We start from the raw sequence: 13,451 nt of genomic DNA on the forward strand, positions 1-13,451 counted from the left end.
TCAGGTCAAAGCGAGCCATCTCAACCTCCAAGGCTGAGATCAATGAATCAGAACTCAGTCCCGCAGGGAATCCCGTTTATGAGTATGTGACCTAGCGGTCGAGCTGGGGCTCATGGACGAGATCACGCATCTCGTTCTTGCCGAAGCAACAGCTGCGATCGACCGTATCGACGGCGCGTTCGGCGCGACCTCGACCATCAGCCTCAACGTCGCCGCGCGTCAGGCGGACGAGCCCGTCTTCATGCGCTCGCTGGTCGAGGCTATTGAAGCCACCGGCCGAGCCCAACGCTTCATGATCGAGCTGACCGAGGAAGCGTTTCTTTCGAAGAGTCGGTTCCAGACGCAGGTCCTGCCGATGATCCGCGAGATTGGAGCGCGCGTTTCCATCGATGATTTTGGTGTCGGATATTCGTCGCTGGCGGCGCTCGCCGACATCACGGCCGACGAGATCAAGGTGGATCGTTCATTCATCACCGCGATTCACCAGCGTCCGCGCAGCCAGAGCATTCTGAAGACGATTGAATCGCTGGCCGATGCGCTGGACATGTCGATCATCGTAGAGGGCGTCGAAACGGTTGAGGAGCTCCTCTACCTCCAGGCCGCCACGCGCATCCGACTCGCGCAGGGCTACTATTTCGCGAAACCCATGTTCCTCGATGAAATCACCACCAGGACGCCCGACCTCTCACTGCGGCAGGCCCCAGTTCCATTGCGCAGTCCACTGGTTCGCGCGGTCGGCTACGGGGCGTAAACCATCAAGCGACGCGGCCGGATTCCAGCGGTGGCGTTCTTGATTCAAGCTCCGAGCGGCCAGCAAGCATTTCCATGATGGCGAAGCGCGGTCAGGCCCTGTAGGCTGCGGGCCAATTCAGCAGCGGTCTCGACATCATGAAGCGTAAGCGTCTCTTCCAGATCATCGGCATTCTCGGCCTGGCGACCATGCTGGCGGCCTGCGACAAATGCGGCGAAACGCTGCGGCCGTTCAACATGCCCAAGAGCTGCGGCGATTCACGCCCGGCTGGCTGAGCGCCTAGACTACCTCCTCGACGCCAAGGCATGAAAAAGGCCGGGGTTTCCCCCGGCCTTCGCATTGCGTTGCTGCGTGCGGTTCAGCCGCGACGCTGGAGCATCGACCAGCCTGTGCCGACAAAGCAGGCCGCCAGCGCGACCTTGAGCGCATCGCCGATCAGGAAGGGCTGAACGCCGAAGGCGAAGGCCTTGGCGAAACCGACGCCAGTCACCCCGCCGGCCATCTGCGCGCCGAGCGCAAGCCAGAGGCAGCCGAGGCCGAGCATCAGCGCCTCGGCCGTGACGAGACCGACAATGAGACGGGTCAGGGAGGCGCCGCGCGCCGCCGCCCAGCCGGCCACAGTCGCCGCCAGGATGAAGCCGACGAGGAAGCCGCCGGTCGGCCCCACCAGGTAGAGCGGGCCGGCCGCGACCGGGGGCGTATTGGTGAAGACCGGCAGGCCGGCCAGGCCATAGGCGATGTAGAGCGCAACCGTTGCCGCACCGAGCCGCGAGCCATAGGCCGCGCCCAGGCCGAGCACCGCCAGCGTCTGCAGCGTCATCGGCACCGGCCAGAACGGCACCTTGATCTTGGCGGCGAGCACCAGCAGCAGGCTGCCGGCGAGGGCGAGCGCGATGTTGCGGGCCATGGCTGCGCGCGGAGTCGAGACCGCCGGGAGCACTGCATGGACGAGGGTGGGAGCTTGAAGGGGGAGCATGTCTGCCATCCGCGTTGGATCCTGTTCAGCAGGGTCGCGCCGCGCGACCATCTTTCCCGTCTATAGGAAATGCGGCAAAGCCTCACAAGCGCGCGGAAGCTGTGCGGATGGGCAGCCCGGAGCGCAAGGCGAGGCAGAGGCAGACGCATGAGCGACGAGATCGAGTTCGACAGGACGGCCACGACCCCGCCGGGCGAGATCGCGGAGCTCTCGCCACTGGTCCGGCGCGTCATCGCTGGGAATGGCGGGCCGATGACCTTCACCGGCACCTGTACCTATATCGTCGGGCGCGGTCGGGTTGCGATCATCGATCCGGGGCCGGACGATCCCGCCCATGTCGCGCGGCTGCTCGCGGCCGTCTCCGGTGAGACCGTGACCGATATCGTCGTCACCCACACCCATCGCGACCATTCGCCGGCCGTCCCTGCCGTCAAGGCCGCGACGGGCGCGCGCATCGTCGGTTGCGGCCCGCACCGCGCTGCGCGCGAGCTTGCGCTGGGCGAGGCGAACCCGCTCGATGCCGCGGCCGACCGCGCCTATGCGCCTGATCTGCTGATGCGCGATGGCGACCATGTCTCCGGCCCTGGCTGGACGCTGACGGCTGTCGATACCCCCGGCCACACGGCCAACCATGTCGCCTTCAGCCTTGCCGAGGAGGCGAGCCTGTTCTCGGGCGACCATGTCATGGGCTGGTCGACGAGCATCGTCGCTCCGCCCGATGGCTCGATGGCGGCCTATATGGCCTCGATCGAAAAGCTGCGCGGCATGGAGCACCGGCTCTACTGGCCCGGCCATGGCGGCCCCGTCATGGAGCCGCAGCGCTTCCTGCGCGGCCTGGTGCAGCATCGCCGCCAGCGCGAGGCGGCGATCCTCAATCGATTGAGCGTGGGCGACGAGCGCATCGCCGAGATGGTGCCGGCGATCTATCAGGGCCTCGCCCCGGCCTTGCACGGAGCGGCCGGCTTGTCGGTGCTGGCGCAGCTGGAGGATCTCGTCCTGCGCGGCAGCGTCTCCTGCGACGACGCCCTGCCGCTGCTGACGAGCCGCTATCGGCGAATCTAGCGGGTCTCGACCAGCAGCTCGACCTCCTCGGCGAAGGCTGCGATGCGCGCTGCGTTTGCGCCGATATCATGCGTGCCGAGGCGCGAGGCTGAACGGATATCGATCCGGCTGCCATCGGCGCGCGGGCGCACCCGGATGGTGATGTCGTCGGAGAAGCGCAGCAGGCGCGTGCGCGCCACCGCCTCGATGCGGCCGGCTCCGCTGCGCCCGCCCGGCCGCGTCGATTCAAGCACCTGCCAGCCGCGATTGAGTGCCGCGCGCCTGGCGATGTCGAAAGCCATCTCCGCCGGCACCTCCAGGACGATCGGCAGGGTCTTGGGGTAGGCCTGGCGCTGAACCCGCCGCTGCTCCGGCGAAACATCGGGCGGCACACGGCCCTTGCGCGCATCGAGTGCGACGCGCGAGCGGCTGAAGGCGGGCGGGTCGTCGATATCGGTCGAGATGTCGTTCAGGGCCGGCAGCGTGACGAGCTTGAAGCCGACATAGCCCGCCGGCACGAGCAGCAGGAGGGCGAGGGCGAAAGCCTGCGCCGCCATGCCGACGCCGCGATGGCCGGACTGCCAGATACGGATGAAGGCCAGTACCGACAGGAGTAGCGCGAGCAGCACGAAGCCATAGGCGCCCAGGATCGGGGCAAGGCCCTGCAGGCTCGGCTCGCCCGCCCGGAACACCAGCACCGACAGCAACAGCACTGCGAGCGAGAACCAGGCCAGCCGCCGGCTCCACAGCGCGGCGCGCGAGACAGGCTCCTCGAAGACGAGACGGCGATGCATCGCCTTTAGGTGACGCTGCGGCGGGCGGAAGGCAAGGCCGGCGATGATTCTCCGCCGACCTGCCTACCGGCGATGTCGCGCGAATGCGCGGCGTCAGAGCCGCTCGATGATGGTGACGTTCGCCAGACCGCCGCCCTCGCACATGGTCTGGAGCCCGTAGCGCTTGCCGCGCTGATGCAGCGCATGCACCAGCGTCGTCATTAGCTTGGTGCCGGATGCGCCGAGCGGGTGGCCGAGCGCGATCGCGCCGCCATGGACATTGAGCCTGTCGGGATCGGCGCCGCTGTGCTTGAGCCAGGCCATCGGGATCGAGGCGAAGGCCTCGTTGACCTCGTAGAGATCGATGTCGTCGATGCGCAAGCCGGCGCGCTTCAGTGCCTTGTCGGTGGCAAAGAGCGGCTCCTCCAGCATGATCACCGGGTCGCCGCCCGAGACCGTCATCGTATGGATGCGCGCGAGCGGGGCGATGCCGAGCGCCTTCAGGCCGCGCTCATTGACCACCATCACGCCCGAAGCCCCGTCGCAGATCTGGCTTGCGGTGGCGGCGCTGAGCCGCCCGCCTTCCTGGATCAGCTTGACCGATCTCACACCCTCCAGCGTCACATCGAAGCGGATGCCTTCATCGATCGTGTGGATGTCACGGCCGCCATCGGGGAGGAGAACCTCGATCGGCACGATCTCCCTTGCGAACAGCCCGCCTTGGGTCGCCGCGATCGCCTTTCGCTGGCTCTCGAAGCCGAAGGCGTCGAGTGCGTCCTTGGTGAAGCCGTGCTTCTCCGCGACCATTTCCGCGCCGGTGAACTGGCTGAAGACGATGTCGGGATAGCGCGCGTGCTGGCGCGGGCTCTTGGCCTCGCCATAGCCCGCCTTGGCGAGAAACTCCGAGGAGAGCGTCATCGGCACCCGGGTCATGCATTCGACGCCGGCGGCGATCACCACATCCATCTGGCCCGACATCACGGTGGCGGCGGCGAAATGCAGGGCCTGCTGCGAGGAGCCGCATTGCCGGTCGATCGAGACGCCCGGCACGCTTTCGGGCAGGCGCGAGGCGAGCACGGCGCCGCGCGCGATATTGGTCGATTGCTCGCCGACCTGCCCGACGCAGCCCATGATCACATCTTCGACAAGCGCCGGGTCGGCGCCGGTGCGCGCGATCAACGCGTCGAGGATGACGGCGGCGAGATCGGCCGGGTGCCAGCCCGAGACGCGGCCCTTGCGGCGCCCTCCGGCGGTGCGCGCCGCCGCGACGATATAGGCCTCGGGCATCGGACCCTCCTGGAGTGAAATATGTCGGGCTTGTCGTTGGAAAAGCGCCGCCCGCTGGCGGCGATGCTAACGAGGTCGACTTTGTCCGACAAACTCAAATCTTGGCTGGCTCGTCCGCGAATTTCCGCACATTGACTTTGTCGGACAAAGGGACAAGCGTCGCCTAGATCACGTCGCATTCGGACGGCTTCGTCCGAATGCGAAAAACGTGATCGATTCTAAAAGTTCAGAGCATTGCTCTCGCGAAAAACCGGTACCCACTCTTTCGCGCAATGCTCTGGCAAAGCTCAGTACGGGAAGTAGATGGTCGCTGCCCTCGAACGCTTCGACAAGATTGAGGTCGCGTCCGCCTATCAGCTGGTCGCTGACGCGATCGAGCGCGAGATCATGTCGGGCCGCATGCGCCCGGGCGACAGCGTCGGGACGGAAGCCGCGCTCTGCGCCCAGTTCGGCGTCAACCGCTCGACCGTGCGCGAGGCGATCCGCGTGCTGGAGCAAAGCGGGCTGGTGCGGCGCGGCGCGGATCGGCGGCTTTATGCCAGCCTGCCGCGCTATAGCGGCCTGTCCTCGCGCATCAGCCGGGCTTTGATCCTCCACGAGGTCACCTTCCGCGAGCTCTGGGCCACGGCGCGCGTGCTCGAGATCGCGGCTGCCGAGCAGGCGGCCGAGAATGCCGATGCCGCGATCATCGCGCTGCTGGAAGCCAATCAGGCGCAGGCGGAAGCGGCGCTGGACGATCCCGCCCGGCTCTCCCATCTCGACACCGAATTCCACCAGCTGCTGGCGAAGGCGACGCGCAACCGCGTGCTCGAACTGGCGCGCGAGCCGGCCGGGCTTTTGTTCTTTCCGACGACGGAGCTGATCGTCCGGCGGGTTCCCGAAGGCGCGGGGCGGCTCGTCGCGGCGCATCGTCATCTGATCGATGCACTCAAGGCCGGCGATGCCGCGCAGGCGGCGCTCTGGATGAGCCGGCATATCGCTGATTGGCGCAAGGGTTTCGAGCGCGCCGGGCGCGATCTCGATGAGCCGGTCGAGCGGGTCTATGCGCGGAGCGTCTTGCGACCACCTTACTGAAATGAAGCCACCCGAAGATGCCCAAGGCACGCGGGTTCGATGGGGAGGAGAACGAGGATGAGGACCGGGTCGGCCTGCCGCAGGTTGCGGCGATGACCAGCATTGGCGATGCGGCGCTGTCGGTCAGCGGCCTGACGCTGAATTTCGGCGGGCTCAGGGCCTTGTCCGATGTCGGCTTCGACGTAGCCGAGGGCTCGATCACGGCGATCATCGGGCCCAATGGTGCCGGCAAGACCTCGCTGTTCAACTGCATCTCGGGTTTCTACCGGCCGCAGGCTGGCGCGATCCGTTTCGAGGGGCGCGACATCTCCCGCCTGCATCCGCCGGAGCGCGCCAGGCTCGGGCTTGCCCGCACCTTCCAGAACATCGCGCTGTTTCGCGGCATGACCGTGCTCGACAACATCAAGCTCGGCCGCCACGTCCATATGCGCACCAATCTGCTCGACGGCCTCATCTATTGGGGCCGCGCCCAGCGCGAGGAGGTCGAGGTTCGCGCCGAGATCGAGGAGCGGGTGATCGATTTCCTCGAGATCAACCACATCCGCAACCAGCCGGTCGCCTCGCTCGCCTACGGCCTGCGCAAGCGCGTCGAGCTGGCGCGCGCGCTCGCCATGCGCCCGAAGATCCTGATGCTGGACGAGCCCGTCGCGGGGATGAACCGCGAGGAGACCGAAGACATGGCCCGCTTCATCCTCGACGTGAAGGAGGAATGGGGCGTGACGATCCTGATGGTCGAGCACGATATGGGCCTCGTCATGGACATTTCGGACCATGTCGTCGTGCTGAATTTCGGGCAGGTGATCGCGCGCGGCGCGCCTGCCGAGGTGACCGCCAATGAGCAGGTCATCCGCGCCTATCTCGGCGCCGGCGACATTGGCCAGCTCAAGGCCCGCATCGCGGGCGTGGAGGCGGCGTGATGGAATTCGACTGGCTCTTCTTCCTTGAGGTGACGTTGGCGGGGCTCGGCTCCGGCGCCTTGCTGGCGCTGACCGCGCTCGCCTTCGTGCTGATCTACAAGGCGACCAAGGTGGTGAACCTCGCCATCGGCGAGATGCTGATGGTCGGCGCCTATCTGTTCTTCTCCTTTGCCGCCGGGTTTGGCCTGCCGGTCTGGCTCGCCATCCCGCTGGCGCTCATCGGCGGCGGTCTGCTCGGGGCCATTGTCGAACGCACGATCATCCGGCCGATGCTGGGCGAGAGCGCGATCTCGGTCTTCATGGTCACGATCGGCCTGGGCTCGGTGCTCGTCGGCCTCGTCGAGATCATCTGGGGCGCAGCTCCGACGCAATTGCCGGAGTTCATGGGCACGACCCCGCTCTTCATCGGCGACGCCTATGTCTCGCGCAAGATCGCGATCGGCTTCGCGGTCGCCAGCATCGTCATCGCCGCCTTCGTGCTGGCCTTCCGCTTCTGGCGCGGCGGTGTCGCCCTGCGCGCCACCGCGACCGACCAGGGCGCGGCCTATTCCTGCGGCATCGATGTGCCGAAAGTGTTCTCCGCCGCCTGGATCGTCGCCGGAGTGGCGGCAGCGGGCGCGGGCATCCTCGTCGGCGCGGTCGGCGGCATCTCGCCGACCATGGGCGTATTCGGCCTGTCGGCCCTGGTCGTGGTCATCGTCGGTGGACTCGATTCGATCGCCGGCGCGCTGGTCGGCGGCCTCGTTGTCGGCCTCGTCGAAGCCTGGTCGGGCACCTTCATCGGCGGCGAATACAAATTGCTGGCGACCTTCGGGCTCCTGATCCTCATTCTGATGGTGCGGCCCTATGGGCTGTTCGGCACCGTCGAGATCGAGCGACTCTGATGCGGATCGGTGCGCTCAAGGACAACTATGGCGCCGATCAGGCGCTGTTCGACACGGCCGTGCAGCGTCTCTGGCTGGCGCTTGGAGCGGTCGCATTGCTGGCCTTCCCCTTCGCCGCCAGCGACTACTGGCTCTATCTCGCCTGCCTCGTCGGCATCCATATCGTCTCGACGACGGGCTTGAACATCCTCACCGGCTATACCGGGCTGGTCAGCCTCGGCCAGGCCGCCTTCATGGGCGTCGGCGCTTATGTCGTGGCGCTGGCCGAGACCAGGCTGGGGACGCCTTTCCTGCTCAATCTGCTGGCGGCCGGTCTCGTCACCGCGGCGGTCGGCATGGTGGTCGGCGTGCCGAGCCTGCGGGTCAAGGGGCTCTACCTCGCCATCGCGACGATCGCGGCCTCCTTCATCCTGCATTTCGTCTTCCAGAACTGGACTGCGGTCACCGGCGGCACACGCGGCCTGAGCATCCCGCCGGCGCAGCTCTTCGGCCTCGAACTGGCCAGGCCCTTTGCGCTCTATTGGGTCATCGCACCGTTGGCCTGCATCATGGTGCTCGCCGCCGCCAATCTCTTCCGCACCCGCATCGGGCGCGCCTTCATCGCCATCCGCGACCGCGACATCTCGGCCGAGGTGCTGGGCATTCCATTGCTGCGCTACAAGCTGATGAGCTTCGGCCTCTCCTCCTTCTATGCCGGCGTCGCGGGCGGCTTATGGGCGTATTTCTTCCGCGTGGTGACGCCCGAGAGCTTCCCCTTCGTCTATTCGATCTTCTTCCTTGCCGCCGTCATCGTCGGCGGCATGGGCACGATCCTCGGCGGCATCCTGGGCGCGGTCTTCATGACGCTGGTGCCCGAGGCGTTGAAGCTCGTCGTCGGCCTGCTCTCGCCCTGGATGCCCAATGCGGTCGCGATGCTCTCGCCGGTGCGCACCATCGTCTTCGGGGCGCTGATCATCGGGTTCCTGATCCTGGAGCCGCATGGGCTCGCCGAGATCTGGCGGCGCATCCGCCGCTTCTTCCATCTCTGGCCGTTCAAGACCTGACAACGAAAAAACCAAGGGAGGATTGCAACCATGAACATCACCAGACGACAGGCTCTCGCCGCCGGCATCGCAGCGGGCGGGCTCGCCGCCGGCATCCGGCCCGGGCTCGCCCAGGCCAACGAGATCGTCATCGCGGGGTCGATCCCGCTCACCGGCGTCTTCGCCTTCGCCGGCATCGGCATCAATGACGGGCTCAGTGACTATGTGAAGATCGTCAACGAGGCCGGTGGCGTCGCCGGTCGCAAGGTCCGCTATGTCTATGAGGACACCGCCTACAAGGTCGACCAGTCGGTCGCCGTGTTCAACAAGCTCACCGGCTCGAACGCGGCGAATTTCTATTACAGCGACTCCACGGGCTTCGCGAAGACGATCAACCCCGAGCTCAACCGCAAGGGTTCGATGATCATGGCCGGCGCCTCCTTCGCGACCGAGCTCAACGACGCCAAGGCCTATCCGAACCAGTTCATCGCCGGTCCCGACTATTCCGACATGATCAGCGTGTTGCTGACCTATATCGCCAAGACGCAACCCGGCGCGAAGATCGCGCTGGTGAACTCCGATACCGAGTTCGGCCGCGACCCGGTCGCGACCACCGAGGCGATGGCAAAGAAGCTCGGCCTCAGCATCGCCGAGAAGATCGTCACCCCGCCGACCTCCGTCGACGTCTCGACCGAGGTGCTGAAACTGCGCCGCGCCAATCCCGACTACACCATCTTCCACGGCTATGTGCTGGCGCCTTTGCCCGAGTTCATGACGCAGGCCAAGCAGCTCGGCCTCAAGACCAAGTTCATGGGCACCTTCTGGTCGATGGACAATTCGCTCTGGGCCAAGGTCGGCGAGGCGGCCAACGGCTTCATGGGCGTGATGCCCTATCGCTACTATTTCGACGAAGATGCCAAGGCGCCGATGCTGGCCAAGATCCGGCAGATGCGGCCCGAATATGTCTCGACCGCCTATATGCAGGGTTTCCTGACCGCCATGCTGTTCTGCGAAGCGGGCAAGCGTTGTCTCGACGCCAAGCAGGAGATGACCGCGACCAACCTCAAGGCCGCGCTCAACTCGATCAAGGACTTCGATACCGGCGGCCTGATCGGCGCGCCGATCACGATCACCGGCAATTCAATCCCGGTTGGTCGCGTCTACCAATACGACGCCGCCAAGAAGGTCATGGTCGGGCAGGGCGACTGGATCAACGTCTCGAAGCCGAGCTGACGATGACGAGCGCCGCGCCGCCGATCCTCGATGTGTCCAATATCGAGGTTATCTACAACAAGACCGTGCAGGTCCTGCGCGGCCTGTCGCTCTGCGTGCCGCGCGGCCGGATCGTCGCGCTGCTCGGCTCCAATGGCGCCGGCAAATCGACGACGCTGAAGGCGATCTCGCGCCTGCTCGAACTGGAGGATGGCGCCGTCACCGGCGGCGCCATCCGCTTCGATGGCGCCGATATCGCCCCGCTCGCTCCGCATGCGCTGGTCCGCAAGGGGCTGTTCCATGTCATGGAGGGGCGGCGCATCTTCGAGGACCTGACCGTCGAGGAAAACCTGACGGCGGCGACCTTCGCGCTGACGGGGCGTCGGGCTCCACCAAAAAGCTTCGACATCGTCTACGACTATTTCCCGCGCCTGCGCGAGCGGCGCGCGGGGCTCGCCGGCTATCTCTCCGGCGGCGAGCAGCAGATGCTGGCGATCGGCCGGGCATTAATCGCCGATCCGCAGTTGATCCTGCTCGACGAGCCCTCGCTGGGTCTCTCGCCGATGCTGGTCGAGGAGATCTTCACCATCATCGCCCGCATCAACCGCGAACAGGGCGCCTCCATGCTGCTGGTCGAGCAGAACGCGGCGGTCGCCTTCGCCGTCTCGCACTACGCCTACATCATGGAGACCGGGAAGATCGTCATCGACGGCCCGGTCGAGACGCTGATGCGCGACCAGGATGTACGCGAATTCTATCTCGGCATGGGGGCGGGCGCTGCCGGCCATAAGAGCTTCCGCGACATCAAACACTATAAGCGCCGCAAGCGCTGGCTCTCCTGAGGACGCGCCCCGTGACGCTGCCCGAACTCACCCTTCCCCAGATGCTGCGCGAGCAGGCGCGCCTGATCCCAGAGCGCATCGCCATCCGCCAGAAGGATTTCGGCATCTGGAAGCCGGTGACCTGGCGCGATTATTTCGAGCGCGCCGCGGCAGTCGGTGCAGGCCTCCGCGCGCTCGGCCTGAGCGAGGGCGGCCATGTCGCGATCCTCTCGGAGAACCGGGTCGAATGGGTGCTGGCCCAGCTCGGCGCCGGCCTCGTCGGGGCGGTCACGGTCGGCGTCTATCCGACCAGCCCGGCCAACGAGGTCGCCTATGTGCTCGGCCATTCCGACGCCGAGATCGTCATCTGCGAGGATCAGGAGCAGGTCGACAAGGTGCTGGAGCGCCGTGGCGAGCTGCCCAAACTACGCCGCGTCGTGGTGGTCGAGACCAAGGGCATCCGCTCCTATCCCGCTGATTTCGTCACCAGCTTTGCGAGCCTGGAGGATGCCGGCCGCGCCGCACGACGAGACGGGCCAGACGCGATCGATGCCGTGCTGGCGCGGCAGTCCCTCTCCGATATCGGCTTGATCATCTACACCTCCGGCTCCACCGGAAAGCCCAAGGGCGCGATGCTGAGCTACCGCAACATCCGCGCGCAGGCCATCGCAGTCTCGGAGCGCATCGGGCTGACGGCGGCCACCAGCCATCTCTCCTACCTGCCGCTCTGCCATGTCGCCGAGCAGATGCTGACCACGATGGCGCCGGTCTACAATGGCTCGCTGGTGAGTTTCGGCGAGTCGATCCGCACCGTTCAGGAGGATCTGCGCGAGGTCGCGCCCAGCATGTTCCTGGGCGTGCCGCGCATCTGGGAAAAGCTCAACTCGGCGATCCACATCAAGCTGGCCGAGGCCGGAGGCTTTCGCCTCAAGCTGTTCGAGCGGGCTTTCGCGGCTTGCGAGCCCTTCGCCGAGGTCGCGCGCGAGAAGCGCACGCTGGCGCAGCGCCTGACCTTCGCTGTGTCCTATTGGCTGATCTTCCGCGCCTTGCAGAACTATATCGGCCTGCGCCGGGCCGATGTCGCGATGACGGGTGCGGCGCCCATTCCGGCCAGGATCGTGCGCTTCTTCCGCACCATCGGCGTGCCGCTGGTCGAGGTCTATGGCGCGACCGAGACCTCGGGCATGGCGGCTGGCCAGCGCCTGTCGGAACTCGTGCCGCTCTGCGTCGGTCCGGCTGTTGCGGGCGCTGAGCTTGCTCGCAGCGACGCGGGCGAATTGCTCGTCCGCGGCGATATCGTCTTCTCCGGCTACTACAAGGGCGAAGTGGCGACGCGAGCCGCGATCACGCCCGATGGCTGGCTGCACACGGGCGACGTCGTCGAGATCGTCCAAGGCCCGTTCAAGCAAGACCAGTTCAAGATCGTCGACCGTCTCAAGGACATCATCATCACGGCCGGCGGCAAGAACCTCAGCCCCTCCGAGATCGAGAACACGGTCAAGGCCAGCCCCTTCGTCAAGGAATGCATCGTCATCGGCGAGGCGCGCAAATATGTCTCGGCCCTGATCCAGATCGATGCCGAGACGGTCGGCCAATGGGCGGAGGAGACCGGGCTGACCTACACCCATTTCCGCAGCCTGGCCGAACATGCCAGCGTGCGCGAGCTGATCGAGCGCGAGATCGCCGCAGCCAATGCGCAGCTTGCCCAAGTCTCCCATATCCGCCGCTTCCATCTGCTGACGAAAGAGCTCGACCATGATGATGACGAGGTCACGGCGACGATGAAGGTCCGCCGCTCCAGCATCCAGACGAAATACGCTCGTGAGATCGAGAGGCTCTACGGCGCGGCCCGCTAAGGCGTTTTCAAGCGAAGTGGCGAATGCAGGAAGGAAAGTCTCTCATGGCTGATGCGCTGGTCACCGCGACATTCGATGCGGCAAGCGGCATCGCCCGCATCACCTTCAACCGTCCCGATGTGCTGAACGCCATCGATGTCGCGACCGCGACGGCTTTTCGGGAGGCTGTCTCCAATGTCGTCGCGCAGGCCGGCTTGCGCTGCATCGTGCTCGCCGGTGCGGGGCGCGCTTTCGTGGCTGGCGGCGATGTCGCGAGTTTCGGCGACGAACCGGCTGAGGTCGTCGACGCCTTGCTCGGAGCGCTCCACCCCGCGATCCTCGCCTTGCGCGCCTGCCCCGCGCCCGTCCTTGCCGTCGTGCAGGGGCCGGCTGCCGGTGCGGGTTTGAGCATTGCGCTCAGCGCCGACATCCTGCTGGCAAGCGACAAGGCCCGCTTCGTCATCGCCTATGACCGCATCGGCGCGCCGCCCGATTGTGGCGGCACCTGGTTCCTGCCGCGCAAGGTCGGTCGCGGGCGCGCCTTCGCGATGATGCTGCTCGGGCAGGTTCTCGATGCGCAGGCTGCGCTCGCAGCCGGCATCGTCGCCGAGGTCGTGCCGCAAGCCGAGATCGAAAGCCGCGCAGGCGAGATCGCGGCGCGCATCGCAGCGGGCCCGACGGCAGCCTATGGCAGCTTCAAGCGCCTGATCGACGATGCGCTCGCCACGCCCTTGGAGGCGCATCTGGAGAACGAGCGCCGGCGCTTTCTGGAGGCGACGCGGACGCAGGATTTCCGCGAGGGTGTCGCGGCCTTCCTCGGCAAGCGCGAACCGGTCTTCCGCGGGCTATGAGACGTCC

General features: G+C 66.3%; 13 protein-coding genes and 1 pseudogene. 11 read left to right on the forward strand and 3 right to left on the reverse strand.

The window, feature by feature from the left end:
• Positions 1–88: 88 nt before the first annotated feature.
• Positions 89–751, forward strand: a pseudogene (locus tag J2Y55_RS29210) (EAL domain-containing protein); the annotation flags it as partial.
• 137 nt (positions 752–888) lie between these two features.
• Positions 889–1,026 carry a hypothetical protein gene (locus J2Y55_RS29215; RefSeq protein WP_158516171.1) on the forward strand — a complete coding sequence of 46 codons (138 nt, stop codon included), beginning with the start codon at positions 889–891 and terminating at the stop codon, positions 1,024–1,026.
• Positions 1,027–1,109: 83 nt separating this feature from the next.
• Here J2Y55_RS29215 and J2Y55_RS29220 read toward each other — a convergent pair whose 3' ends face one another.
• Entirely contained in the window at positions 1,110–1,727 is a 618-nt protein-coding gene (locus J2Y55_RS29220; RefSeq protein WP_310160322.1) for a biotin transporter BioY, read from the reverse strand.
• 147 nt (positions 1,728–1,874) lie between these two features.
• On the opposite strand from J2Y55_RS29220, the gene J2Y55_RS29225 reads away from it, so the two are divergent.
• The gene (locus J2Y55_RS29225) at positions 1,875–2,789 is read left to right on the forward strand and encodes an MBL fold metallo-hydrolase (protein WP_310160325.1); all 915 of its coding nucleotides are present in this window, start codon (positions 1,875–1,877) and stop codon (positions 2,787–2,789) included.
• Here the strand turns inward: J2Y55_RS29225 and J2Y55_RS29230 are convergent.
• Positions 2,786–3,562 (reverse strand): DUF1499 domain-containing protein, encoded by a 777-nt coding sequence (locus J2Y55_RS29230; RefSeq protein WP_310160329.1) that lies wholly within the window; start codon positions 3,560–3,562, stop codon positions 2,786–2,788. The two genes, J2Y55_RS29225 and J2Y55_RS29230, sit on opposite strands and share 4 nt — an antisense overlap.
• 93 nt (positions 3,563–3,655) lie before the next feature.
• Positions 3,656–4,828, reverse strand: a complete 1,173-nt coding sequence (locus J2Y55_RS29235) for an acetyl-CoA C-acetyltransferase (RefSeq protein WP_310160332.1) — start codon at positions 4,826–4,828, stop codon at positions 3,656–3,658.
• A 303-nt stretch (positions 4,829–5,131) separates the two neighbouring features.
• On the opposite strand from J2Y55_RS29235, the gene J2Y55_RS29240 reads away from it, so the two are divergent.
• The 8 genes from J2Y55_RS29240 to J2Y55_RS29275 all read left to right on the forward strand — a co-directional run bounded on the left by J2Y55_RS29240 (position 5,132) and on the right by J2Y55_RS29275 (position 13,444).
• Positions 5,132–5,902 (forward strand): FadR/GntR family transcriptional regulator, encoded by a 771-nt coding sequence (locus J2Y55_RS29240; RefSeq protein WP_310160334.1) that lies wholly within the window; start codon positions 5,132–5,134, stop codon positions 5,900–5,902.
• A gap of 92 nt (positions 5,903–5,994) precedes the next feature.
• Entirely contained in the window at positions 5,995–6,819 is an 825-nt protein-coding gene (locus tag J2Y55_RS29245) for an ABC transporter ATP-binding protein (RefSeq protein WP_310160406.1), read from the forward strand.
• Positions 6,819–7,703 (forward strand): branched-chain amino acid ABC transporter permease, encoded by an 885-nt coding sequence (locus tag J2Y55_RS29250; RefSeq protein ID WP_310160337.1) that lies wholly within the window; start codon positions 6,819–6,821, stop codon positions 7,701–7,703. The genes J2Y55_RS29245 and J2Y55_RS29250 overlap by 1 nt, the downstream gene beginning before the upstream one ends.
• The gene (locus J2Y55_RS29255; protein WP_310160339.1) at positions 7,703–8,746 is read left to right on the forward strand and encodes a branched-chain amino acid ABC transporter permease; all 1,044 of its coding nucleotides are present in this window, start codon (positions 7,703–7,705) and stop codon (positions 8,744–8,746) included. Before J2Y55_RS29250 ends, J2Y55_RS29255 begins: the two co-directional genes overlap by 1 nt.
• 30 nt (positions 8,747–8,776) lie before the next feature.
• Positions 8,777–9,958: an ABC transporter substrate-binding protein gene (locus J2Y55_RS29260; protein WP_310160341.1), complete on the forward strand. Its 1,182-nt coding sequence runs from the start codon at positions 8,777–8,779 to the stop codon at positions 9,956–9,958.
• Positions 9,959–9,960: 2 nt separating this feature from the next.
• Positions 9,961–10,779 carry an ABC transporter ATP-binding protein gene (locus J2Y55_RS29265; protein ID WP_310160344.1) on the forward strand — a complete coding sequence of 273 codons (819 nt, stop codon included), beginning with the start codon at positions 9,961–9,963 and terminating at the stop codon, positions 10,777–10,779.
• 11 nt (positions 10,780–10,790) lie between these two features.
• Positions 10,791–12,614, forward strand: a complete 1,824-nt coding sequence (locus tag J2Y55_RS29270) for an AMP-dependent synthetase/ligase (RefSeq protein WP_310160346.1) — start codon at positions 10,791–10,793, stop codon at positions 12,612–12,614.
• Between the two features lie 44 nt (positions 12,615–12,658).
• Positions 12,659–13,444 (forward strand): enoyl-CoA hydratase/isomerase family protein, encoded by a 786-nt coding sequence (locus tag J2Y55_RS29275; protein ID WP_310160348.1) that lies wholly within the window; start codon positions 12,659–12,661, stop codon positions 13,442–13,444.
• Positions 13,445–13,451: the final 7 nt, after the last annotated feature.

The organism is Allobosea sp. BE125 (assembly GCF_031456075.1).
Classification (GTDB): Bacteria; Pseudomonadota; Alphaproteobacteria; order Rhizobiales; family Beijerinckiaceae; genus Allobosea.

What these genes read in the sequence shown, in the direction of transcription:
- J2Y55_RS29215 (WP_158516171.1), top strand. Translation starts at nt 889, where the DNA reads ATGAAGCGTAAGCGTCTCTTCCAGATCATCGGCATTCTCGGCCTGGCG.
- J2Y55_RS29220 (WP_310160322.1), bottom strand. Translation starts at nt 1,727, where the DNA reads ATGCTCCCCCTTCAAGCTCCCACCCTCGTCCATGCAGTGCTCCCGGCG.
- J2Y55_RS29225 (WP_310160325.1), top strand. Translation starts at nt 1,875, where the DNA reads ATGAGCGACGAGATCGAGTTCGACAGGACGGCCACGACCCCGCCGGGC.
- J2Y55_RS29230 (WP_310160329.1), bottom strand. Translation starts at nt 3,562, where the DNA reads ATGCATCGCCGTCTCGTCTTCGAGGAGCCTGTCTCGCGCGCCGCGCTG.
- J2Y55_RS29235 (WP_310160332.1), bottom strand. Translation starts at nt 4,828, where the DNA reads ATGCCCGAGGCCTATATCGTCGCGGCGGCGCGCACCGCCGGAGGGCGC.
- J2Y55_RS29240 (WP_310160334.1), top strand. Translation starts at nt 5,132, where the DNA reads ATGGTCGCTGCCCTCGAACGCTTCGACAAGATTGAGGTCGCGTCCGCC.
- J2Y55_RS29245 (WP_310160406.1), top strand. Translation starts at nt 5,995, where the DNA reads ATGACCAGCATTGGCGATGCGGCGCTGTCGGTCAGCGGCCTGACGCTG.
- J2Y55_RS29250 (WP_310160337.1), top strand. Translation starts at nt 6,819, where the DNA reads ATGGAATTCGACTGGCTCTTCTTCCTTGAGGTGACGTTGGCGGGGCTC.
- J2Y55_RS29255 (WP_310160339.1), top strand. Translation starts at nt 7,703, where the DNA reads ATGCGGATCGGTGCGCTCAAGGACAACTATGGCGCCGATCAGGCGCTG.
- J2Y55_RS29260 (WP_310160341.1), top strand. Translation starts at nt 8,777, where the DNA reads ATGAACATCACCAGACGACAGGCTCTCGCCGCCGGCATCGCAGCGGGC.
- J2Y55_RS29265 (WP_310160344.1), top strand. Translation starts at nt 9,961, where the DNA reads ATGACGAGCGCCGCGCCGCCGATCCTCGATGTGTCCAATATCGAGGTT.
- J2Y55_RS29275 (WP_310160348.1), top strand. Translation starts at nt 12,659, where the DNA reads ATGGCTGATGCGCTGGTCACCGCGACATTCGATGCGGCAAGCGGCATC.